This is a genomic window from Leifsonia aquatica (assembly GCF_014190775.1).
Lineage (GTDB): Bacteria > Actinomycetota > Actinomycetes > Actinomycetales > Microbacteriaceae > Leifsonia > Leifsonia aquatica.
Genome location: NZ_JACHVP010000003.1, coordinates 332,760 through 355,925 on the forward strand (window position 1 = coordinate 332,760; position 23,166 = coordinate 355,925).

General features: G+C 71.0%; 16 protein-coding genes. 12 read left to right on the forward strand and 4 right to left on the reverse strand.

Going from position 1 to position 23,166, the window contains the following annotated elements; translation table 11 throughout:
- Positions 1-31 precede the first annotated feature (31 nt).
- The 6 genes from FHX33_RS14940 to FHX33_RS14965 all read left to right on the forward strand — a co-directional run bounded on the left by FHX33_RS14940 (position 32) and on the right by FHX33_RS14965 (position 9,930).
- Positions 32-958: a carbohydrate ABC transporter permease gene (locus FHX33_RS14940; protein WP_021762122.1), complete on the forward strand. Its 927-nt coding sequence runs from the start codon at positions 32-34 to the stop codon at positions 956-958.
- Complete coding sequence (locus tag FHX33_RS14945) at positions 955-1,878, forward strand: carbohydrate ABC transporter permease (RefSeq protein ID WP_021762120.1); 924 nt, start codon at positions 955-957, stop codon at positions 1,876-1,878. Before FHX33_RS14940 ends, FHX33_RS14945 begins: the two co-directional genes overlap by 4 nt.
- A 68-nt stretch (positions 1,879-1,946) precedes the next feature.
- Positions 1,947-4,832 carry a glycoside hydrolase family 2 TIM barrel-domain containing protein gene (locus tag FHX33_RS14950; RefSeq protein WP_183428673.1) on the forward strand — a complete coding sequence of 962 codons (2,886 nt, stop codon included), beginning with the start codon at positions 1,947-1,949 and terminating at the stop codon, positions 4,830-4,832.
- Positions 4,832-5,362 (forward strand): gluconokinase, encoded by a 531-nt coding sequence (locus tag FHX33_RS14955; RefSeq protein WP_021764653.1) that lies wholly within the window; start codon positions 4,832-4,834, stop codon positions 5,360-5,362. Before FHX33_RS14950 ends, FHX33_RS14955 begins: the two co-directional genes overlap by 1 nt.
- A 66-nt stretch (positions 5,363-5,428) precedes the next feature.
- The gene (locus FHX33_RS14960) at positions 5,429-7,795 is read left to right on the forward strand and encodes an arylsulfatase (protein ID WP_021764654.1); all 2,367 of its coding nucleotides are present in this window, start codon (positions 5,429-5,431) and stop codon (positions 7,793-7,795) included.
- Positions 7,796-7,839: 44 nt separating this feature from the next.
- A complete protein-coding gene (locus FHX33_RS14965; RefSeq protein WP_183428674.1) occupies positions 7,840-9,930 on the forward strand; it encodes a vWA domain-containing protein in 2,091 nt (696 codons plus the stop codon).
- A 46-nt stretch (positions 9,931-9,976) separates the two neighbouring features.
- On the opposite strand, the gene FHX33_RS14970 is transcribed toward FHX33_RS14965, so the two are convergent.
- Positions 9,977-10,993 carry a LacI family DNA-binding transcriptional regulator gene (locus tag FHX33_RS14970; RefSeq protein WP_021761657.1) on the reverse strand — a complete coding sequence of 339 codons (1,017 nt, stop codon included), beginning with the start codon at positions 10,991-10,993 and terminating at the stop codon, positions 9,977-9,979.
- A gap of 79 nt (positions 10,994-11,072) precedes the next feature.
- Between FHX33_RS14970 and FHX33_RS14975 the strand changes: the two genes are divergently transcribed.
- The 5 genes from FHX33_RS14975 to FHX33_RS14995 all read left to right on the forward strand — a co-directional run bounded on the left by FHX33_RS14975 (position 11,073) and on the right by FHX33_RS14995 (position 16,856).
- A complete protein-coding gene (locus tag FHX33_RS14975; protein ID WP_039921643.1) occupies positions 11,073-12,437 on the forward strand; it encodes an ABC transporter substrate-binding protein in 1,365 nt (454 codons plus the stop codon).
- A 13-nt stretch (positions 12,438-12,450) separates the two neighbouring features.
- A complete protein-coding gene (locus FHX33_RS14980) occupies positions 12,451-13,365 on the forward strand; it encodes a carbohydrate ABC transporter permease (protein WP_021761653.1) in 915 nt (304 codons plus the stop codon).
- A gap of 4 nt (positions 13,366-13,369) precedes the next feature.
- On the forward strand, positions 13,370-14,308 hold the full coding sequence (locus FHX33_RS14985) for a carbohydrate ABC transporter permease (protein WP_021761651.1): 939 nt from the start codon (positions 13,370-13,372) through the stop codon (positions 14,306-14,308).
- 2 nt (positions 14,309-14,310) lie between these two features.
- A complete protein-coding gene (locus FHX33_RS14990) occupies positions 14,311-16,425 on the forward strand; it encodes a glycoside hydrolase family 2 protein (protein ID WP_021761649.1) in 2,115 nt (704 codons plus the stop codon).
- 86 nt (positions 16,426-16,511) lie between these two features.
- On the forward strand, positions 16,512-16,856 hold the full coding sequence (locus tag FHX33_RS14995) for a carboxymuconolactone decarboxylase family protein (RefSeq protein WP_021761647.1): 345 nt from the start codon (positions 16,512-16,514) through the stop codon (positions 16,854-16,856).
- Here FHX33_RS14995 and FHX33_RS15000 read toward each other — a convergent pair whose 3' ends face one another.
- The 3 genes from FHX33_RS15000 to FHX33_RS15010 form a co-directional block, all read right to left on the reverse strand.
- Positions 16,857-17,234, reverse strand: a complete 378-nt coding sequence (locus FHX33_RS15000) for a VOC family protein (protein WP_021761644.1) — start codon at positions 17,232-17,234, stop codon at positions 16,857-16,859. It lies immediately after the preceding gene.
- Between the two features lie 91 nt (positions 17,235-17,325).
- A complete protein-coding gene (locus tag FHX33_RS15005) occupies positions 17,326-17,718 on the reverse strand; it encodes an SRPBCC family protein (protein WP_021761643.1) in 393 nt (130 codons plus the stop codon).
- 133 nt (positions 17,719-17,851) lie between these two features.
- The gene (locus tag FHX33_RS15010; RefSeq protein WP_021761641.1) at positions 17,852-20,536 is read right to left on the reverse strand and encodes a lamin tail domain-containing protein; all 2,685 of its coding nucleotides are present in this window, start codon (positions 20,534-20,536) and stop codon (positions 17,852-17,854) included.
- Between the two features lie 174 nt (positions 20,537-20,710).
- On the opposite strand from FHX33_RS15010, the gene FHX33_RS15015 reads away from it, so the two are divergent.
- Positions 20,711-23,065, forward strand: a complete 2,355-nt coding sequence (locus FHX33_RS15015; RefSeq protein ID WP_338092036.1) for an FUSC family protein — start codon at positions 20,711-20,713, stop codon at positions 23,063-23,065.
- Positions 23,066-23,166 lie beyond the last annotated feature (101 nt).

The following is a 23,166-nucleotide window of genomic DNA, read 5'->3' on the forward strand; positions in this document are numbered from 1 at the left end:
CCCGCACTCCCGGCCCCGGAATGGACCCCCGATGACAACGCTCTCCGCCCCGCGCCGGCGCCGCCGCTCGGCCGACACCCGCCGCAAGCACATCGCGGCCTACACGCTCCTGCTGCCCTTCCTCGTCGTGTTCGTCACGATGCTGGTCGTGCCGCTCTTCTACGCCGGTTACCTCAGCCTGTTCCGGGTGCAGCTCGTCGGCGGCGACGCCTTCGTCGGCCTCGACAACTACCTGCGGGCGCTCGGCGACAGCCGGTTCCTTGAGGGCGTGGGGAGGATGTCGCTCTTCCTCGTCATCCAGGTGCCGATCATGCTCGGCCTCGCGCTCATCTTCGCGCTCGCCCTCGACAGCGGCCGTGTGCGCGGCGGCAAGTTCGCCCGCCTCGCGATCTTCGTGCCCTACGCGGTGCCCGGCGTCGTGACGACGCTCATGTGGGGCTACCTGTACGGCCGCAACTTCGGCCCGATCGCGCAATTCTTCGAGGCGATCGGACTCGGCGCCCCCGACCTCCTCTCGTCCGGCACCATCCTCGGCTCGATCATGAACATCGTCACGTGGCAGTACATCGGCTACAACATGGTGATCATGTATTCGGCGCTGCGCGCCATCCCGCAAGAGCTGTACGAGGCCGCGCGTATCGACGGCGCCGGGCAGTTCCGCATCGCGTGGAGCATCAAGATCCCGGCCATCCGCTCGGCGATCATGCTGACCGTCATCTTCTCGATCATCGGCAGCTTCCAGCTGTTCAGCGAGCCGAAGCTGCTCTTCGAGATCGCCCCGAACGCCATCGGCACCTCGTTCTCGCCGAACCTCTACGCGTACAACCTCGCGTTCACCAACCAGGACATGAACTACGCGGCGGCCATCGCCTTCCTGCTCGGCTTCGTGATCATGATCGTCTCGTACGTGGTCCAGCTCAGCACCGCGCGCCGCGAGAAGAAGGGAGCGCGGCGATGACCGCGACGATGACCCGCCCCCGCGCTGCAGAGCGCGCGGCCACTCCGCGCCGCCGCGCCCGCAACCTGCCGCCCGGCGAGCGCCGCAGCTCGGTGCTCACCGTGCTCATCTGGCTCTGCGCGGCGTACTTCGTGCTGCCGCTGATCTGGCTGCTGATCGCGTCGACGAAGGACAACACGGGGCTCTTCACCACCTTCGGGTTCGGCTTCGCCGGGGAGTTCCACCTCTGGGACAACCTCACCACCCTGTTCACGCAGCGGGACGGGGTGTTCGCGCTCTGGGGCTGGAACACCATCCTCTACTCCGTGGTGAGCGGGGTCGGCGCGGCCGCGCTCTCCACCGCGGCGGGCTACGCGTTCGCCAAATACGAGTTCCCGGGCAAGAAGCTCTGGTTCGCCGTGGTGCTCGGCGCGATCATGGTGCCGACCACGGCCCTCGCCATCCCGACCTACCTCCTCTTCTCGGGTGCGGGCCTGACCAACACGATCTGGGCCATCATCCTGCCGTCGCTGGTGAGCCCGTTCGGCGTCTTCCTGATGCGCGTCTTCGCCGAGGAGGCCATCCCGGACAGCCTGCTGGAGGCCGCGCGGATCGATGGTGCGGGCGAGTTCCGCATCTTCGCGCAGATCGGCGTGCGGCTGCTCGGCCCCGGCATCGTGACGGTGCTGCTGTTCGCGCTCGTCGCGACCTGGAACAACTACTTTCTGCCGCTGATCATGCTGACCGACCCGTCGCTCTTCCCGCTGACGGTCGGGCTCGCGCAGCTCCAGGCCGCGAGCGAGGCCGGCGGCGGCGCCTCCGCCCAGTTCTCCACGGTCATCACCGGGTCTCTGGTCTCGATCGTCCCGCTCGTCGTCGCCTTCCTCTACCTGCAGCGCTACTGGCAGTCGGGCCTCTCCACCGGGAGCGTCAAAGAGTAGGCCGCCTCCGACACCCGAACATCGCACATCACGCACGCCCGCACGACACCGCCGAGGACGACGAAGCCATGACCTCCCCTGCCTATCTGACCGACTTCCTGCCCCGCCGGGGCACCCTGCCCGCCCGATCGTGGGCCCGCTCCGACGCCCCCGAGCTGAGCCTCAACGGGGAGTGGGCGTTCCGCTACGCCGAGCGCGCCGACCTGCCGGACGACTTCGCGTCGGCGGACTTCGACACGGCCGGCTGGGGGACCATCCCGGTCCCGGCGCACTGGCAGCTCAACGGCCACGGGGCGCCGGCGTACACGAACCGGCGCTACCCGTTCCCCGTGGACCCGCCGCACATCCCGGACGAGAACCCGACGGGCGACTACCGGCGCACCTTCGCCGTGCCGGCCGATTGGGCGGTCGAGCGGATGCTGCTGCGCTTCGACGGCATCGACTCGGTCGGGCGCGTGTGGCTCAACGGCATGAAGCTCGGCGTCACCAGCGGCAGCCGGCTCGCCAGCGAGTTCGACATCACCGACGTGGTCCGCCGCGGCGAGGAGAACGTGCTCGCCGTGCGGGTGCACCAGTGGTCCTCCGCGACGTACCTGGAGGACCAGGACATGTGGTGGTTGTCGGGCATCTTCCGCGACGTCACCCTGCTCGGCCGGCCGGCCGGCGCGATCGGCGACCACTGGGTGCACGCCGACTACGACCACCGCTCCGGCGAGGGCATCCTGCGGGTGGAGACGGATGTGCCGGCTCGAGTCACCCTCCCGGCCCTCGGCGTCGACATCGCCGCGGGCGAGGAGTTGCGCATCCCGGGCGTGCGGCCGTGGTCCGCCGAGGATCCGTGGCTGTACGACGGCGAGCTCGCGAGCGACGGGGAACGCATCCGGCTGCGCGTCGGCTTCCGCACCGTCAGCATCGCCGAGAGCGAGTTCCGGGTGAACGGCGTGCGCACCCTGATGCGCGGCGTGAACCGCCATGACATCGACACCGACACCGGACGCGTCGTGAGCGAGGAGCGGATGCGCCACGACATCCTGCTCATGAAGCAGCACAACATCAACGCCGTCCGCACCAGCCACTACCCGCCGCAGGCGCGCTTCCTGGAGCTGTGCGACGAGCTCGGGCTCTGGGTGATCGACGAGTGCGACCTCGAGACGCACGGTTTCTATCCCATCGACTGGTTCCACGAGTTGGCCGGCAACCCGGCCAAGGACCCGCGCTGGCGGGAGGCTCTCGTCGACCGGATGCAGCGGCTCGTCGAGCGCGACAAGAACAGCCCGAGCGTGGTCATGTGGTCGCTCGGCAACGAGTGTGGCACCGGCGAGAACCTCGGGGCGATGGCGCAGTGGGCGCGCGACCGCGACCCCTCCCGCCCGCTGCACTACGAGCGCGACTGGTCGACCGAGTACGTCGACGTCTACAGCCGCATGTACACGACGCAGGCGGAGCTGGAGGTCATCGGCCGCGGCGAGGAGGAGCCCTGGCCCGACGCCGACCTCGACCGCGAGCGCCGTGCGAAGCCGTTCGTGCTCTGCGAGTACGCGCACTCGATGGGCAACGGTCCTGGCGGCCTCGCCGAGTACCAGGAGGTCTTCGAGAAGCACCCGCGCCTGGCGGGCGGCTTCGTCTGGGAGCTGTACGACCACGGTCTGCGCACGCAGACCGAGGACGGCCGGGAGTTCTTCGGCTACGGCGGCGACTTCGGCGAGGAGCTGCACGACGCGAACTTCGTCGCCGACGGCCTCGCATTCTCCGACGGCACGCCCGCACCCGGGCTGCTGGAACTGAAGGCGGTGTACGCGCCGGTCGTGCTCCATGTCTCGGCAGACAGTCTCACCGTGACCAACCGCTACGACCACGGCGACACCGCGCACCTCGCGTTCACCGTCCGCGTGGAGCTGGACGGCGTGGAGCTGTCGAGCGAGCGCATCCAGATCGCCCCCGTCGGCCCGCGCCGCAGTGTCTCCGTGCCGCTCGCCGTGGCCGATCTACCGGAGGGCGCCGTCATCACGGTCTCCGCGGCGCTCGCGGCGGACGCCGCCTGGGCACCCGCCGGACACGAGCTGGCGTGGGGCCAGTTCGAGCAGCCGCGAGCGTCGGCTCCGTACGCGCAGGGCGCACCGGTCGTCCGCACCGACGGAGAGCTCGTGGTCGGCCCGGCGCGGCTGGATGCGCGCAGCGGACGTCTCGTCGGGCTCGGCGACCTCCCGGTCTCCGGCTTCGGCCCGGACGTCTGGCGCGCAGTGATCGACAACGACCGGCCGTTCTCGTGGGCGCCCAAGGAGCAGCGCTGGCGGCAGATCGGCCTGGATCACGCGCACGTCCGGACGGACGACGTCGCGGTGTCCGAGGCGGACGGCGAGATCGTGGTCACCGGTCACCTCGGCTTCCCCGGGAGCGACCTGGCCTACCGGGTGGAGCAGCGCTGGACGGCGAGCGCAGACGCCGCGACCCTGCGGATCGTCGCCGAGCCCATCGGCGCGTGGGACATCGAGCTCCCGCGCTTCGGCCTCCGGCTCGCGCTCCCCGGCGAGCTCGAACACGTGGAGTGGGACGGCTACGGTCCCGGCGAGGCCTACTCCGACTCCCGCAGCGCGGTGCGGCTCGGGCGCTGGTCGGCGAGCGTCGACGAGCTGCAGACCCCGTACGCCTTCCCGCAGGAGAACGGCAACCGCGCCGGTGTGCGCCGCGTGCTGCTCACGGGCGGAGGCGCGGCGCTGGAGGTCACCGGCCACCCCGCCGTCGATGCGACGGTGCGCCCGTGGACGACCGAGGCGCTCGACGCCGCGGCGCACCCGACCGACCTGGTGCGGGACGGGCTCACCTGGCTCAACCTCGACGCCGGCCAGAACGGCCTCGGCTCGGCCTCGTGCGGTCCCGCCGCCCTGCCGTCGGCACGCCTGCTGCCCGGTCGGTTCGACTACGCCGTGACGTTCCGCCTCCCGGGACGGGACTGATGGGCGCGCCCGGGCTGGGGGAGGTGTCCGTCGTCGTGATGGGCGTCTCCGGCTCGGGCAAGTCCGTCGTCGGCGCGCAGCTGGCGGCGGTGACCGGACATGTGTTCGTGGACGCCGACGACCTCCACCCGCCGGCCAACATCGACAAGATGATGCGGGGCGAGCCGCTCGACGACACCGACCGCGCGCCCTGGCTGGATGCCGTCGGCGACGTGCTCGCGACCGGAGGCGTCGTGGTGGCGTGCTCCGCCCTGCGCCGCGCCTACCGGGACCGGCTGCTCTCCCGTGCCCCGCACGCGGTCTTCCTCGAGCTGGCTGCCGACCCGGCCGTCATCCGGGCGCGGATGGGCGCCCGCCGCGACCACTTCATGCCGGTCGCCCTGCTCGACTCCCAGCTCGCCGCCCTCGAACCGCTCGGCGCGGACGAGCCCGGGGTGCGGTTGGATGCCACCGGCGACGTGGAGCAGATCGTCGCGGCGGCGGTGGCCGCGACGGTCACGCTGAGCGGCAGAGGGGCCTATACCCGCTAGCCGCGCCCGGCTTAGAGTGGCGCCGAGATCGACCGCCCGCTCAAAGAGAGAGTCGAGGACGACACCGTGACCACCGGCGACGACGTGCAGCGCAGCTCCCTTCCGATCCCCGACCTGGCCTACACCGGCACGGTCACCTACGACGCGACGGATCCGGATACGCACTATCCGCCGATCACGCCGATCCGGCCTCCCGCGGGCGCACCGAACGTCCTGGTCGTGCTGATCGACGACACCGGGTTCGGGGCGTCGAGTGCGTTCGGCGGCCCGGTGCAGACGCCGAACTTCGAACGCGTCGCCGCCGCGGGGCTGAAGTACACGCGCTTCCACACGACGGCGCTGTGCTCGCCGACGCGCGCCGCCCTGCTGAGCGGACGCAACCACCACTCGGTGGGGATGGGCGGGATCACCGAGATCGCGACCTCGGCCCCCGGGTACAGCTCCCTGCGCCCGAACGACTGCGCGCCGCTCGCCGAGACCCTCAAGCTGAACGGGTACAACACCGCCCAGTTCGGCAAGTGCCACGAGGTGCCGGTGTGGCAGGCGAGCGCCGTCGGCCCGTTCGACCACTGGCCGCATCCCGGCGGCGGGTTCGAGTACTTCTACGGCTTCATCGGCGGCGAGACCAACCAGTGGTACCCCGCGATCTATGAGAATACGTCGCCGGTCGAGCCGTGGGGGACCCCCGAGGAGGGCTACCACTTCATGGGCGACATGACCGACAAGGCCATCGCCTGGACCCAGCAGCAGAAGTCCCTCGCGCCGGACGTGCCCTTCTTCACCTACTTCGCCCCCGGGGCGACGCACGCGCCGCACCACGTCCCGGCCGAATGGGCCGACGCGTACAAGGGCAAGTTCGACCAGGGCTGGGACGCCGTGCGCGAGGAGACGTTCGCCCGGCAGCTCGAGCTCGGCGTCATCCCGAAGGATGCGGTGCTCACCGAGCGCAGCAAGGGCATCCCCGCCTGGGACGAGATGAGCGACCTCATCAAGCCCGCACTGGCGCGGCAGATGGAGGTGTACGCCGGGTTCCTCGCGTACGCCGACCACCACGTCGGCCGCCTGCTCGACGCCTACGAGGAGCTGGGCATCCTGGACGACACACTCGTCTACGTCATCATCGGCGACAACGGCGCCTCCGCCGAGGGCTCGATGCACGGGACGACCAACGAGGGCTTCACGATCAACCACATGAACGACATCGAGACCGAGCAGTACGTCGCCGACCACATCGCCGACATCGGCACCCCGAGCTCGTACAACCACTACGCCGTGGGCTGGGCGCACGCGATGGACACCCCCTACCAGTGGACGAAGCAGGTGGCGAGCCACTGGGGCGGCACCCGCAACGGGACGATCGTGAGCTGGCCGAACGGCGGGGTCGAGCAGGGCGGCATCCGGCATCAGTTCTCGCACGTCATCGACGTGGCGCCGACGGTGCTGGCGGCGGCGGGCATCCCGGAGCCGTCGACCGTCAACGGGGTGACGCAGCGACCGTACGAGGGCACGCCGATGAACTACACGTTCGACGGCGAGGGAGCCGAGGCGGACGAGCAGCACGAGACCCAGTACTTCGAGATGGTCGGCAACCGCGCGATCTACCACAAGGGCTGGACCGCGGTCGCGAAGCACAAGGACCCCTGGCTCAGCTCCGACCACGGTCTCGACGACGACGTGTGGGAGCTCTACAACGTCGAGCAGGACTGGACCCAGTCGCACGACCTCGCCGCCGAGGAGCCGGAACGGCTGGCGCACCTGCAGCGGCTGTTCCTCATCCAGGCCGCCCGCTACAACGTGCTGCCGCTCGACATCCGCACCGCCGAGCGGTTCAACCCCGACCTCGCCGGCCGGCCGCAGCTGCAGGTGGGCACCTCGCAGAAGTTCTACCCGGGCATGCGGCGGCTCAGCGAGAACACGACCATCAACATCAAGAACAAGTCCTGGACGGTCACCGCGCAGGCGACCGTGCCCGACGCGGGCGCCGAGGGCGTGATCATCGCACAGGGTGGTGCCTACGGCGGCTGGTCCTTCTACACGACCGGCGGGAAGCTGGCGTTCGCGTACAACCTCCTCGGCATCACCGTCGACATCGTGCGCTCCGACGCGGCGGTGCCGACGGGTGCGCAGGAGCTGCGCGCCCACTTCGCCTACGACGGCGGAGGCATCGGCAAGGGCGGGACCGTCACCCTGTTCGCCGGCGATCAGCAGATCGGGGAGGGGCGCGTCGAGCGCACCATCCCGTTCCAGTTCACCTTCGACGAGACCGTGGACGTGGGATGCGACCTCGCCTCCCCGGTCTCGACCGACTACACCGCGACCGGGAACGCCTTCACCGGGACGATCGACTGGGTGCGCATCGACCTCGGCGACGACGACCACTCCCACCTGATCGACGACCAGCACAAGATGGACGTGGCGATGCTCAAGCAGTGAGACGGGTCTTGATGGCGACGCTTCGATGAAGCAGGGTGGATGACATGCGCCGGTTCTCTCAGACGGCCGCGACGAGTGCGGTCATCCTCGCAGCCCTGGTCGTCACGGGTCTGGTCTCGGTCCCCCCCGCGTCAGCCGCGGTCCCCGCACCGGGGCCCGGCGAGGCGGTCGTGACCGTCCGCGTCGGCGGCGACCGCGTCGACGACGCGACGGTCGCCGGCCTGCCGGGCGTGACGCTGGGGCTGTTCGCGGGCCAGGCGGACACCACCCCGACGGCGACCTGCGTGTCGGACGCCGACGGCGATTGCAGCTTCGTGGTGACCGGCGCTCTGATCGGCACAGCGCCCTGGGTGGGCGAGGTCTCGGCGCCGGCGGGGTGGTTCACGAACGACAGCCTGCGCACGGGGCCGGGCAGCGGCAGTGGCTCGATCGACACCCCCTACCGCTTCCAGACGCCTGTGCTCGCCGCGGGCGGCACGTACCGGTCGACCTCCGACTTCATGTTCAGCTCCTCCAACTCCCTGAACACCCGCTCGAACGGGGTGTGGCAGCAGTCACGGGCGAACCCGCCGCTGCCCGTGCAGTGCGGGATGGACGTCGCGCTCGTGCTCGACCTGTCGGCGTCCGTCGGCTCGAACCTCCCGACGCTGAAGAGCGCGGCCGACTCCTTCGCCGACGCGTTCGTCGGCACGCCGTCGCGGATGGCCGTGTACAGCTTCTCGGCGCAGTCGCCGAGCATCGAGGACGGCAGCGGCGCCGTCGACGAGAACCGACCCGCGCTGCAGTCGGTCTCCACCCAGGCCGGAGCGGACGCCTTCAAGGCGACGTACGCGGGGTGGGGGCTCGGCGCCGGGACGAACTGGGACGCCGCGCTCCAACGGGTCGCGGAGTCGGGCGTGCACTATGACGCCGTCATCGTGCTGACGGACGGCAACCCCACCCGCTGGGGCGGCGGAGCGGTGCACGGCGACGGCGCGAACACGCACTTCACCGACGTCGAGGCCGCCGTGTTCTCCGCGAACACCATCAAGGCCCAGGGGACGCGGGTGGTCTCGTTCGGCGTGGGCAGCGGGGTGAGCGGCATCACGAGCCTCAACCTGGCCGCGATCTCCGGCCCGGTGCCGTTCGACCCCGCGAGCGACAACGTCGCGACCGCGGACTATTTCCAGATCCCCGACTTCTCGGGAGCCGGCGACGAGCTGCGGAACCTGGCGCTCTCGAACTGCTCCGGGGCGCTCACCGTCGTCAAGCAGATCGTCCCGGCGACCACGACGGGCGAGGACATCACGGGCGCGGTGCCCGCCGGGGCGGGCTGGCGGTTCGACGCGTCGGCGACGACCGCTCAGGCGACGGTCGACCCGGGATCCGCGGCCACGACGGACGACGGGACCGGCGCCGTCGCCTTCGAGGTCGGTTACCCGCCGGCGGCGACCGATGCCACCGTCGCCGTGACCGAGGTGCAGCAGGCCGGCTACACGCTCGTGCAACAGGCGGGGGCGAACGCCGTGTGCACCGATCTCACCACAGGCGACCCGGTCGCGGTCGGCGCAGGCGGTGCGCTCGGCTTCAGCGTCGGCGTCGCCGCCGATCAGGCCGTGAGCTGCGCCGTGTACAACCGCGCCCCGGCACCCGCCGCGACGGTCCAGGTCGACAAGACCTGGGTCGTCGATGGCACGTCGTACGCGAACGGTGCCCAGTCTGCGGGCCTGTCCGCGGCGCTCGCCGTGTCCCCGCCCGGGGGAGGCGCCCCGGTGGCGCAGCCCTTCGGCTCGGTCGTGGCCGGCTACCAGGTGGGCGACGCGGTCACCGTCACGGAGACCACCGCCCTCGGCTCGACGGGCTGCTCGCTCGCGAGCAGCAGAGTGACGGAGGCGGACGGCGCGACGGTCGACGCGCCGGTGCCCTACACGGCGACGCTCGCCGCGCCCGTGTCGCACTACACGATCACGAACGTGGTGACCTGTCCGACGGCACCCACGACGCCTCCCGCCCCGGCTGAACCGGCCGGAGCGCTGGCCGACACGGGCTCCGGCGTCGGCGGTGCCGGATGGGCCGCCGCCGCAGCGGCGCTCGCCCTGCTGGCCGGCGCCGGGATGATCGGCGGGGGCGCGCGTCGGCGGGGTCGCCGGGCCTGAGCGGGAGCGGGTGGATCGGCTCGCAGTCCGCCGAGGCTGACACGTCTCAGCCGGCGGTCGCCGTGCTCTCGCGCACGACCAGGCGGTGCGGGGCGACGACCTCTTCTGCCGGCAGTTCCGGGTCGTCGATCCGGGCGACGATCCGGCGCACGGCCTCGCGGGCGATGAACGGGGTGTCGAGTGAGACCGTGCTGAGAGACGGCCGGGCGAACCGTCCCTCGTCGACGTCGTCGATCCCGATGACGGCGACGTCCTCGGGCACACGGAGACCCGCGTCGAAGACCGCGCGCATGGCGCCGATCGCCAGGAGGTCGGAAAAGCAGAAGATCGCGTCGGGCCGCTCGTCGAGCTCGAGGAGCGCCTGCGCCGCCGCATAGCCGTCGGGGCGGCTGTAGTGCGCTGCGGTACGTACGAGCTCCGGCTCGTACGGGAGGCCCGCGTCGGCCAGAGCCTCCGCGTAGCCGGACGCGCGCTGCAGGGGAGTGGCGTACTCCTCGGCGGGCTGCGAGCCGATCGCGGCGATGCGGCTGCGGCCCGTCGCGACCAGGTGCGCCACCGCATCCTTCGCCGCCTGCACGTTGTCGATCGCGACGTGGTCGTAGCGGCCGTCGAAGTCGTGTTCGCCGAGCAGCACCAGCGGCATGCGGGTCGCGCCGTGCATGTCGAGCAGCTCCGCCTGGGTGACCAGCGGGCTGAAGAGCAGGCCGTCGAACAGCATCGTGCGGTCGTCGCCGAGCAGCAGCTGCCGCTCCCGCTCGTGGTCGTGGCCGGTCTGGTCGATCATGACGCGGTAGCCGACCTCCGCGGCGGCGTCGATGATGTCCCTGGCCAGTTCGCTGAAGTAGGGCACGTCGATCTCGGGCACGACGAGCGCGAGCATCCCGGTGCGGCCGGTGCGGAGCGTGCGCGCCACAGGGTTGGGGCGGTAGTCGAGCTCCTCGATCGCCGCCAGGACGCGCGCCCGCATCTGCTCGCTGACGTGCTCGTAGTCGCTCACCACGTTGGAGACGGTCCTCACGGAGACCTGGGCGAGCTGGGCGACGTCGCGGAGCGTTGCTGGCATGAAATCATCGTAGCGTTTGCAACGTACGCAAACGAGCGTTACAGTTTGCATACGTTGGCAAAACACGAGGGAGTGTCCCATGAACCACCACCCGAAACGGCGAGCGCGCGGCCTGGCAGTCGCCGGCGCACTCGTCGCGACCGCATTGACCCTGACCGCCTGCGGCCCGGACATCGGCAGCGGCGGCTCCGCCACCACGTCCGACCGGCTGCAGGCGCCGACCAGCGATCAGCCCTCGGGCGAGATCACGATCTGGGACCGGTCCGGCGACCTGTACAAGGTCTTCGACGGCGTCATCGCGGACTTCAACAAGAAGTACCCGAAGATCACGGTCCACCACGAGGCCGTCGACATCAACGCCAAGCTCCAGAACACGCTGATCACCGGGACGGACGTGCCCGACGGAGTGTTCCTCGACGACGCGATGGTCAGCGGCTACGCCGACCACCTCTGGGACCTCAGCGATGTCCTGAAGCCCTACCTGAAGGACATCGCCCCGCAGAAGGTCGACGCGAACACGGTCGACGGCGGGATCTACGGGGTGCCGTACGACCTCAACCCCGGCCTCCTCTACTACAACGCGAAGGCCCTGGAATCGGTCGGCATCGACGCGTCGAGCATCAAGACCTACGACGACCTGCTCGCCGCGGCCCGCGCCTACCAGAAGGCCAAGCCGGGCTCGCACCCCATCCACATCGAGCAGGGCGGGTTCCTCGGGCAGCTGCAGCTGGAGATGTTCGCCAGCCAGCTCGGCATGTCCCTCGCCGACGCGAAGGGCAAGCTGCGGCTCGACAGCCCGGAGTACAAGCAGATCCTCACGTACCTCGACACCGTGCAGAAGGAGGGGCTCGGCACCCGCGCCGAGTACCTCGGCCAGAGCGACATCGCCGAGATGGAGGCCGGAAACGAGGTCTTCTACCCGTGGGCCATCTGGTTCAGCTTCGCGCCGCAGCAGCTGCTCAAGGACACCAGCGGCGACTGGCGCGCGATGGAGCTGCCCGCCTGGAAGGACGGCGGGGCACGCAGTGGCGCGATGGGCGGATCGTCGTTCGTGCTGCCCAAGGACGGCAAGAACTCCCAGCTGGCCTGGCTGTTCTACAAGTTCCTGATGTACGACGAGGCCGGCTACTCGGCGGTGTGGGGCCCGAGCAGCACCTACCCGGAGGGGCTGAACACGTCCATCCCGGCCTACCTGCCCGCGGCCGATCCATCGAAGCCGCTGTTCAAGCCGGTGCCCGCACTCGGCGACCAGGACCTCTGGAAGGTCGCCACCGAGGCGGGCAAGCAGATCCCCGCCGGAACGGCGATCCCGTCCTGGTGGAACGCGTCGACCGACTACCTCGGCACGGACCTCCAGAAGATGTACGACGGCGACCTCACCCCCGACCAGGTGATCACGGATGCCGGCTCGTCCATCCAGACCAACCTCATCGACCGGCAGTGAGCACCACGACACCATGACGACGACAGCCCTCCCCTCCGCGGCCCGGCCGCGCGCCCGCCGCGGCGGCACCCGGATGCGACGGCGCATAGCGCCCTACCTCTTCGTGCTCCCGTTCGTGGCGATCTTCCTCGCCTTCAGCGTCTATCCGCTGATCTTCACGGCGCGACTGAGCTTCACGAACTGGCACGGGGCCGGCGCCGCGGAGTGGGTGGGCTGGGACAACTACACCTATCTGCTCGGGAGCCCCGCCTTCTGGAGCTCGCTCGGCAACTCGGCGGTGCTCTGGCTGCTGATCGTGCCGATCCAGATCGTGCTCGCGGTGATCGTCGCCGTGCTGCTCGACTCGGCGAAGCTGCGGCTGCGCGGGATGTACCGGGTCGCGTTCATCGTCCCTTTCGTCACCCCGCTCGTGGCGGTGGCGCAGATCTGGGTCGTGCTGTTCGACCAGGACCACGGAGCGGTGAACGCGCTCCTCGGCCTGGTCGGCATCCCGGACGTCGGCTGGCTCACGACCAGCGCGTGGGCCAAGCCGACGCTCGCCCTGCTGTTCCTCTGGAAGACCACCGGGTTCATCGTGATCATCCTGCTGTCGGGGCTGCAATCGATCGACCGCTCGATGTACGAGGCGGCGGACCTGGACGGTGCATCGCCGATCCGGCAGCTGTGGAGCATCACCGTGCCGCTGCTGCGCCGCACGATCATGTTCGCGGTCGTGCTGCAGACGCTGGCGGTGTTCCAGATGTTCGCCGAACCGTTCGTCGTGACGCAGGGCGGCCCGTACAACTCGACCACCACGGCCGGGTACTACCTCTACAACCACATCACCCGGGCGGACCTCGGCACGGGAGCGGCGAACTCGTTCCTGCTCGTCATCCTCGTGATGATCCTGTCGCTGTTCTTCGTCCGCATGCTCCGAGCGAAGGACTGACGCCATGACGACGACCCCCACCGTCCTCGACGGTCCGTCGGGCGCTGCCCCCGCCGCACCGTCACCCGCCGACCGGACCCCGCCGCCACCGCGGAAGCGACGCGCCCGCCCCAGGATCGGCACGCAGGCCTTCCTGCTCGTCCTGATGGTCGCCTTCCTCGCGCCGGTCGTCTGGGCGATCGTCTCGGCCTTCAAACCGGCCAACGACATCATCCGCGATCCGCTCGGATTCGACCCGGGCTCGTTCACCCTGGACAACTTCACGGCGATGTTCCACGACGTGCCGATCGCGCACGGGTTCCTCAACACGGCGATCGTGCTGGTGGTCAAGGGCGCGATCACGCTCTTCTTCGCCCCGCTCGCCGCCTACGCGTTCGCGAAGTACGACTTCATCGGCAAGAACGTCATCTTCGGCGCGGTGCTCATCACCCTCATGCTCCCGACGATCGTGCTGATCATCCCGCTGCTGCTGGAGATGAAGACCTTCGGCTGGGTGAACACGTACCAGGCGCTCATCCTGCCGGGCTCGGTCGACGCGTTCGCGATCTTCTGGATGCGGCAGGTCATCAGCGCCGTGCCCGACGAGCTGCTCGACGCGGCCCGCGTGGACGGCTGCGGCGAGTTCGGGATCTTCTGGCGCGTGGTCGTCCCGGTCATCCGGCCCGGACTGGCCGGGCTCGCCGTGCTGACCATCATGAACATCTACAACGACTTCGTCTGGCCGGTGGTCGCGGCGAGCTCCGACCGCATGGCCACCCTGCAGGTCGTGCTCTCCACGCTCGCGCAGAACATCACCGGCAACCGGATCGGCGCCGACTACGCCACGGTCACCGGCGAACTGCTCGCCGCGAGCTCCCTCGCCCTGATCCCTCTGCTGGTGCTCTTCATCGTGCTCCAGCGTCACTTCATCAACGGCATCCTCGCCGGCAGCGTGAAAGGCTGAACATGACACTCTCCCCGACCGATTCCCTCGTCTCCGCTCCGCCGGCGACGACGGATCAGCCCCGCCCCGAGTACCCGAGGCCCGATCTCGACCGCTCGCAGCGCTGGCTGAACCTCAACGGCCGCTGGGACTTCGACGGCGCCGACGCCCCCGGCAGCATCGTCGTGCCGTTCGCGTGGGAGACCGCCGCGTCGGGCGTGCAGCGCACGTGGCTCGAGCGCGCCGTCTACCGTCGCAGCGTCACCGTGCCCGAGGACTGGACCGGCTCGCGCCTCGTGCTGAGCTTCGGCGCCGTGCACCACCACGCCGTCGTCCGCATCGACGGCAGCCTCGTCGGCGAGCACACCGGCGGCTATGAGTCGTTCGAGTTCGACGTCACCGCGTTCCTGGTGCCGGGCATCCCGTCGGAGCTCTCCGTGGAGGTCGACGCCCCCGCCGACAAGCGCGCCATCGCGCACGGTAAGCAGCGCTCCATCCCGCGCGACGACTACGACGGCGTCTCGTTCACGCCGACCTCCGGCATCTGGCAGACGGTTTGGCTGGAGGCCCGCGGGCGCACCTACGCGCGTACCGTCACCCTGCGGGGAGACAGCCTGACCGGCATCGACCTCGTCGTCGAGACCGCGGGCGACTCCGCGGCCGGCGCCGTCGTGCACGCCCGGGTGCTCGAGACGGGGGAGGCCGTCGAGCTGCGCGCGGACGCCTCCGGCCACGCCGCCGGGCGGATCGTCCTGGCGGAGCCCCGGCTGTGGTCGCCCGCGCATCCCGAGCTGTACCGCGTGGAGGTGCGCGTCGGCGCCGAGGGTGACGATGACGGCATCGACACCGTCGTCGCGACGACCGGACTGCGCCGCATCGAGACGCGCGGCGAGCAGCTCTTCCTCAACGGGGAGCGCTTCTACATGCGCGGCGTGCTCGACCAGGGCTACTGGCCCGAGACGGGTCTGACCGCACCGGATGCCGCCGCCCTGGTGAAGGACGTCGCGCTCGCCCGCGAGCTCGGCTACACCCTGGTGCGCAAGCACCTGAAGTTCGAGGAGCCGCTCTGGCTGCACGAGGCCGACCGCACCGGGATGCTCGTCTGGGCCGAGCCCGCGTGCCCCAGCCGGTTCTCCGACGAGGCCGCGGCCGCGTTCGAGGCGCAGCTGCCCGCGATGGTCGAGCGCGACGGCAACCACCCGTCGATCGTGATCTGGGGCCTTTACAACGAGGAGTGGGGCCTGGACTGGGACATCCCGGGCAGCGCCTCCCGTGCCGCGGCCGCCGAGCGCGCCTACGACCTGCTGCGGGCGCTCGACGACACCCGGCCGATCGTCGAGAACTCGGGCTGGTCGCACGTGCGCTCCGACCTGGTCGACTGGCACTACTACGAGCCGGACATCGCCCGGTGGCGGGATGCCGTGGCCGCGATGGCCGACGGCTCGCAGGAGGCGTTCCCGGTGCGGCTCGGACCCGACTTCATCGTCGACAAGTCCTTCTACGCGTCGGCGGACTTCCCGCGCACCGGGGTCCCCATCGTCAACAGCGAGTACGGCGAGGGCTTCACGAGCCTGGAGCGCGCCTGGCACCTCCGCTGGGAGACGCAGGAGCTGCGCCGCCACGACCGCTTCGCCGGCTACGTGTACACCGAGTTCGCCGACGTCGAGCACGAGGCCGCGGGGCTCCTCACCACCGATCGTCGCGCGAAGGACTGGGGCGGCTGCATCCCGGCCGACGTCAACGCCGACACGGTGATCGTGCTCGACCTCGTCCCGCTCCGCGCCGGTGCGGACATCGAGCCGTCGGCCTCGCCGCTCGACCTGGTCGCGCACGTGTCGCACCACGGCACCGACGCGCTGCGCACACAGCTGCACGCCGCCTGGCTGTCCGCCGGCGCGCCGGTGGACGGAGCCTCGGCATCGTCCGCGCAGCTGCGGCCCGACGCGTCCAGTGCCGAGGTGGAGGTCGTCCCGTTCGAGCTCTCGGGTGAGCTTCGGCTCACCGTCCCGGCGCACCAGGGCACGGGCCGCCTCCTGCTGTGGCTGACCGATGCCGGCGGAGCGACGGTGGCCCGCGCGTTCCTCGACGCGGCGCCGGTCGAGGAGCCGAACCGTCGGGGAGCGCGCACCGCGGGGTGAGCCGGTGGGATGAGGCGGTGGGCCGTGCCGTCATGAACCGCAATCCCAGCGGGATCGGCGGCCCGGCCTCCGCTAGCGTCCGAGGCATGAGCGACTATTTCGACCGCGAAGCCGACAAGACGTACACCCGGGTCTACAAGAAGGAGACGCCGGACATCCTGAAGGCGTTCGTCGACTTCGACGAGGCCGTCTTCGCGTCCGAGGGCCGCGCCGTCCCGTTGAAGTTCCGCGAGCTCATCGCGGTCGCGGTCGGGATCACGACGCAGTGCGTCTACTGCATCGACGCGCACTCGAAGCGCGCCGTCGCCGCGGGCGCAACCGAGCAGGAGCTGGCGGAGGCCGCGTGGGTCGCGACCGCCATCCGCGCGGGTGGCGGCTTCGCCCACGGCCGCCTCGCCTTCAAGTTCGGCGAGGCGGAGCACTCGCACTGATCAGCGCGCGCCGAGCGGTGCGAAGACGTTGACGAGGTTGCCGTCCGGGTCGGCGACGAGGAGCGATCGGTTGCCCCACGGCATGTCCGCGGGCGCCTGGACGACGCGGGTGCCGCCGTCGCGCAGGGTCTCGAAGGCGGCATCCACGTCGTCCACGCGGAAATCGAGGCACACCGAGTGATTCGCGCCGGCGCGCATCCCGCTGTCGCCCATGGCCGCGGTGGTCTGCGTGCTCGCGATGGCCAGCTTGCCGGACGGGGTGACCAGCTCCGCGAAGAGCGGGTGGATGCGGTTCGCGGCCAGGCCGGTGACGCGCTCGTAGAACGCGACGAGGCCGTCGATGTCGTCGGTGAAGATGCGGGTGGCGGCGAGGTCCATAGGGTCGGAGTCCTTCTGATCGAGGGCCCCCGAGTCGGGACCCGCTCTCGACGCTAGGTCCGATTCCGGTCGGGAACCGTCCGCAATCCGGTCACGCCTTCTTCTGCAGGTTCTCCGCGATCGCCGCGAGCGAGCCGTCGAGCGCCTCCTGCATCCCCGGGAACTCCGAGGTGGTGTGGATGGTGAGCTCGACGCCATCGTCGGTCAGTTTGAGCGACCCGTGGTAGTCGTGCGGGCCGGGAGCCGACCAGGTCACCTCGCGGGCCGCGCGGTCCACGTCGAACTCGGCCTCGGAGGTGACGGTCTCGTCGGTGCCGTCCTGGTCGGCGTCGACGTGGGCGGTGGTCTCCACCTTGCCGTCGGGAAGCTCGTGGGCCTCCGTCATGCGCGGGAAGTAGGCGGGCAGGTTCTCCGGTTCGGCGATGTAGTCGAAGTACTCGTCGGCGTCTCCGTCGAGCGGACGAGTGGCGGTGTATGTGGGCATGCCGCGACGGTACGACCGGAAATCGCGTACCGGGAGGCGTTGACGTGGCGCGCTCGCGGGTGTCGCGATGCGTGCGGAACGGCCCCCGCTCCGAGTGGAGCAGAGGCCGTTCCGGGAAGCGCCGGCGATCGGGTCAGTCGCCGACCGCCTGTGCGCGCGTGCGGCGGCGGATCAGCATCCCGGCTCCCGCGAGGAGCAGTGCCAGTGCTGCGATGATCGCCGTCCCGCTGAGGTCGGACCCGGTGGAGGCGAGCGCGGAGGTGCCCGTGCCCCCGGTCGCCGCCACAGCGGTCACGCCGGTCGCGGCCGCGACGATCGTGAAGGGGGCCGAGGCGACCACGGTCCCGCCGATCGACGCCGTGATGGTGTGGGCGCCCGCAGCGACGTTCGGAACAGCGAACGTGAAGCTCAGCGTCCCGTCCGGGCCGGCCGTCGCGCTGCCCAGGAGGACCGGCGTCGAGTTGAACACGAAGCTGACCGCGGTGCCGGGCGTGAGGTGCGCAGCCGTGACGGTGATCCGGTCGCCGACCGTGCCCGAGCCGACGGAGAGCGTCAGTGCGGGCGCCGGTGCGTTCACCGGCGGCACGCCCTGCTCGCCCAGCTTCAGGTCGCAGGAGATGCGGCCGCTGTAGAGCGCGTGACCTTCACCCGCCGAGCCCGGGCCGCTGCCGTACACACCGTCGTCGGACCACACGGCCTCCTTGGTGCCGTCGATGCAGGTCGAGCTCGGCGCCAGGGCGAAGCCCTCCAGGTTGTCGACGGGCAGGCCGGCCGGCTTGCTGTAGGCGACCTCGGGGACGATGGCGCCGGTGGAGCTCACCTTGAGCACGGTCGAGACGACGCCGCAGGTGTTGTCACACAGCGCCCAGATGCGCTGCGTGTCGGCGTCGAAGGCCACATCCATGACGTGTCCCATGCCGGTGTCGACGACGGAGACCCGGTGGAAGGAACCGTCGGAGTTCAGCGCGTAGGCGTACAGCTTGCCGTCGTTCTCGAGCGCCGCGAAGTAGAGCCCGCTGCCGTGGGTCGGGTAGTCGGCCGGGCGGTAGGTCTTCCCGGTCGACTGGTCGACGAAGCCGTTGGTCGTCAGGTAGCTGTCCGGCACGAAGGTGACGCCCTCGAACCCGAGGTTCGCCTCGGTCTTGTTGCCCGCGTGCAGCTCCGGGAACTCGGCCGTCAGGTTCCACTGCTGCGTCGCCACGAGCTGCGTGCCCGGCTGGGTCGGGTCGATGCGCAGGATGGAGTTGAGCGGGATGGTGTTGGCCGCGTTGTTGCGCTCGGTGGTGACGTAGAGCGCGCCGTCCGGGCCGACCGTCAGCCCCTCGGAGTCGGGCTGGTTGGTCGCGGTGTCGGTGCTGCCCGGGAAGAAGATCTGCTTGCCCGCGCTCCAGCCGTTCGTGGTGTCGGCGACCCAGAGGCCGTCCTGCTTCACCATCCGGAACACCCAGCTCTTGTTCTTGACGCTGTAGAGCACGTTCGCGTTCGTCGGGTCGAAGACGAGCCCGCTGACGTCGCGGCCCTCGGGGCCGGTCGTGGTCGTCCACGCGCACTGCTTGTCCGAGACGGTGACGTCGGCGCTGCCCGGCCACGCGGCCGGGGTGAGGGCGGTACCGGGGAGGGTGCCGGTGCCGGACGGAGCCTCCGGCTCGCAGTTCAGGGTCGGGGAGCCGCCGGTGCCGCCGTCGGCGGGGTTGGTCAGCGGGGTGGCGCACGCGCCGGCATTGGAGGCGCCGAAGCTCTTGTCCTTCACCGAGACGAAGGCGCCGGTGCCGTCGGGGCAGCGGGCGAAGGCGCCTGCGCCGAAGTTGTTGCCCTCGTCCGTGCCGGCCTCGCCGGCCGTGTAGTCGACCGAGTCGACGAGCGTGCCCGCGGTGCCGTTCGCGCCGTCCGGGAGGTACAGCTTGACGCTGTCGCCGCCGCTGCCGAGGCCCTTGGTGGAGGAGAAGTAGACGTAGCCGTGCGCCGGGACGACCGTCGTCGCGGTGCCGTCCGCCAATTTGGCCGAGAACGTCGTCGCCGCGGTCGCTGCGCCGCTGTCGATCTGCAGCCAGCCCGCGATGCTCACGTCGGTGGAGCCGGTGTTGGCGAGCTCGATCGCGTCGCCCACCGGGGTGGCGCCGTTGTCGGACGACACCTCGTTGATGTGGACGTTCGCCCAGTCGGGAGTCGTGCCTCCGTCGGCCGGGGCGAAGCGGCTCTTCCCCGGCGAGCCGATGTTGCCGGCCGTGGAGGTCCAGGAGCCTTCCGCGTCCCCGACCGTGGCGAGCTGCCACTGCGACGCGTCGTTCGCGCCCAGCGCCGCGTCGGTCTTCGGGATGCCGGCGACGCCCTGGGTGCGCGGGCCCTTCACGGTGCCGGTGCCCTGGTCGTTGTAGGTCAGACGATCCACGAGGTTCGCGACCGGGTCGGACCCGTCGAAGACGTTGATCTCGTCGGCGCGGCCGAGGCCGGTGGTGTTGTCCGCGAGGACCTTCACGTCGGCCCCGAGCCCCCACTCGCTGCGGAACGCCGCGTCCGACAACTCGGTGACGACGGCGGACTCGCCCACCGCGAGCGTGCCCAGGCTGTCGAGCGGGACGGTGCCCGGCGTGCGGCTGTCGTCGTCGAACGACCAGCCGGCGAGGCTGACGGGGGCGGACCCGAGGTTGGTGATCTCGAAGAACTCGCCCGCACCGGTCAGCGGGTTGTACATCCACTCGGTGATGCGGACGGAGGGGGTGTCGGCGGCGCTCGCCGCGGCGGGGATCGCGATGGTGAGGGCGCCGGCGACGGCGGTCGCGGCGAGGGCCGCGACGGCACGGGAGAGGTGAGGTCTCATGAGACCGGACGCTATCGACGCGCGCGGTACGAAAGGCAAAGCACCGGTGAACGGAGAGAGAACGCCGTGATTCGCGAGACGTGACTTGTTGCGGGTGACGCGGAGGCTGCACCCGCAACAAGTCACCTCTCGCGGGAGGTTCTCCCCACGCCCGCAGGGCGATACCCTTCCGACGTGGCAGAGGGCGAGACGGGTCGGCGCGAGCGGCGAGTGGCTGTGCGTATCGCGGCCTGGTTGCGTCGCCACGACCCGGGCTTCAACGCCCTGCGCCGAGCGGGGCGGGCGGCGATCGTGATGCCGCTGCTGTTCCTCCTGGGCGGGCAGGTGCTCGGGAGCCCGGATGTGGCGCTGTTCGGGGCATTCGGCACGTTCGCCATGCTGCTGTTCGTCGACTTCGGCGGTCCGCTGCGTGAGCGGGTGCAGGCGCAGGTGGCGCTCGCGGTGGTGGGCGCGGTGCTCGTGTGCCTCGGCACGCTCGCGTCGGACCCGGCCTGGCTGTCGGCGGTCGCGATGGCGGTCGTCGCACTCGTCGTGCTCTTCGCCGGATCGGTGAGCTCGGTGACGGCGTCGGCCGGTACCTCCCTGCTGCTGGCGTTCATCCTCCCGGTCATGGTTCCCGGCACGATCGCGACCCTGGGTCCCCGGCTGCTCGGCTGGGGGATCGCCGCGGTCGTCAGCATCGTGGCGATCACGGTGCTCTGGCCCGCGCCGACGAGGGAGCCGCTGCGCGGCCCTGCCGCCGACGCCTGCCGCGCGCTCGCCGCCCGGTTGCGCGCAGAGACCGCCTACCTGCTCAGTGGCGCCGACCCGGACCTGCTCGCCGAGCGCGAACGCACGCGGGCGGTGGGCGACGACGCGGTCGCCTCGCTGCACGCGACGTTCCTGGCGACGCCGTACCGTCCGACCGGGCTCAGCACTCCGGCTCGCACCATCGTCCGGCTGGTGGACGAGCTCACCTGGCTGAACGCCGTCATCGCCCAGTTCGACCGGCTCGGCCGGCCTCCGTCGGGCGTGCCCGAGCCCATCCACGAGGCCGCCTGGACGGTGAAGAACGCCGCCGCCGACGTGCTCGACGAGAGCGCGATCGTGCTGGCGGAGCACGCGGGCGACCCGACCGCCCTGGAGGATGCGCTCGCCCGCCTCGCCCGCGCACGGGCACAGGTGGAGGCGGCGATGCTGACCCATCCGCCGGCGCGGCGCGACGCGGCCGCCTCGAATGCAGACGGCGACGGAGCCGATGCCGGCGGCTGGATGATCACCGCCCTCGACCCCGGATTCCGGGCCCAGGAGCTGGCCTACGCGGTCGCCACCGTGGCGGGCAACATCTCCCTCACGGCCCGCGCGGAACGGCGGACCTGGTGGCAACGGATGCTCGGCCGTCAGCCGGGCGACCTGCGCGGGCCGGTCGTCGCCGCGGCCGAGCGAGCCAGCGGGTTCGTCGGGTGGAACTCGGTCTGGCTGCGCAACAGCATCCGCGGCGCGATCGGGCTCGGCCTCGCGGTGCTGCTGGCCAAGCTCACCGGCGTGGAGCACGCGTTCTGGGTGGTGCTCGGCACCCTCTCGGTGCTCCGCTCGAACGCGCTGAGCACCGGCCAGACCGCGCTGCGGGGCGTGCTCGGGACGGTCGTCGGGGTCATCGTCGGCGCTGCTGCCCTGTTCGTGATCGGCGGCAACCCGATCGTGCTCTGGATCGTGCTGCCGGTCGCCATCCTGATCGCCGGCGTCGCTCCGGCGGCGATCTCGTTCGCGGCCGGTCAGGCGGCCTTCACGATCGTGATCGTGCTCCTCTTCAACATCATCGCGCCGACCGGGTGGACCGTCGGCCTCAGCCGCATCGAGGACGTCGCCCTCGGCTGCGCCGTGAGCCTGGTCGTCGGCCTGCTGTTCTGGCCGCGCGGCGCCTCCGCGTCGCTCCGCCGCGCCCTTGCCGACGCCTACCGCGAGGGGATGCGGTACCTGCGCGCGGTGGTCGACGCGGGAGTCGGGGAGGGGGCGCGTCGCGACGAGCGCGAGACGACCCGGACGCAGTCGCTGCGCGCGGCGGCGGCCTCCCGACGCCTCGACGACGCGTTCCGCACCTACCTGGCTGAGCGCGGCACCAAGCGCCGACCGCTCGCCGAGGTGTCGGCGTCCGTCACCGGGGTGGCAGGCGTGCGGCTCGCGGGCGACGCCATCCTGGAGCTCTGGGACGGGCAGGAGGTCGCCGGCGGCGGCACGGCGGAGGCGGGCCGGGTGCTCGACGCGTCGGTCGCGCGCCTCGAACGCTGGTACGGCGAGCTGGCGACGCAGCTGGCCGCGCGGGAGCCCCTCCCGCAGCCGGCGCCGAAGGATCCCTCCGCGCCCGCGCGGCTCGCGGACGCCGTGGCCGACGACCTCGAGTCGGGTTCCGCCGACGCGATGGGCACCGCGGTGCGCGTCATCTGGACCGCGGACTACCTGGAGGTCGTCCGCCGCCTCCAGAGCGCGATCGTCCCTCCGGCGCGCGTGCTGCGCGACGACACTCCGCGCCGGGCGTCCGAACGGGCCTGACAGTGCCAGACTGTCGATGCACCCTCCCGCGTTTCGACAGCCCGTACAGTCGCCGGGCTCGTCGCCCCGCCTAGCATCGCCGTGACCTGATCGAGGAGTGA